The organism is Mesorhizobium sp. WSM4837 (genome assembly GCF_055811435.1).
Genome location: NZ_JBVVQE010000245.1, coordinates 1 through 442, shown reverse-complemented (window position 1 = coordinate 442; position 442 = coordinate 1). Strand labels below are relative to the sequence as shown.

The 442-nt window shown below is 58.6% G+C and carries 1 protein-coding gene and 1 pseudogene; one reads left to right on the top strand and one right to left on the bottom strand.

Annotation, left to right across the window (positions count from 1 at the left end; all coding sequences use genetic code 11):
• Positions 1-326, top strand: a pseudogene (locus AC0L3D_RS36945) (Ulp1 family isopeptidase); the annotation flags it as partial.
• Here the strand turns inward: AC0L3D_RS36945 and AC0L3D_RS36940 are convergent.
• The coding region (locus AC0L3D_RS36940; RefSeq protein ID WP_473647567.1) for a hypothetical protein at positions 263-442 on the bottom strand (180 nt) is incomplete at its 5' end. The pseudogene AC0L3D_RS36945 and the gene AC0L3D_RS36940 overlap by 64 nt on opposite strands.

Below are 442 nucleotides of genomic sequence, written 5' to 3'. Positions count from 1 at the left end.
TGTTGCAAGAGCAGCAAGCCCGACAAGTCGCGCCAGCGCCGTTTGACCAGCACTTGAGCAAGTCGCGCGAGGCCCAGGGCGAACTGACGAGACCACTTGACAGGAGCAACCGCGCGAACAGCGGGGGCGTCATCATCAACACTGAACATTACACAGCGCTGTTGAGACCGGCGAAAAGGCAGAGGACTGACAGTCCGCAAAGCCTCGCCACGGGGCGGCAAGCGAGCGAAGCAACCACAACGTCCATCAGGCAAGACTCCGATCAAGCCCGAGCAGACCTCATGGCTTCCTCCAGAAGCAGAGAGCGCTCCGACGCGGGGCGTTGAGGTCGATTGCGGATGAAGCAGAACAGCTCTTTTGGCAAGGTTGTGTGCGTCAAGTTCTTGTGTGGATGCCAGCCATTTTGCAAGGAGGAACCTGAAGCATTGGACATGTGATCGAG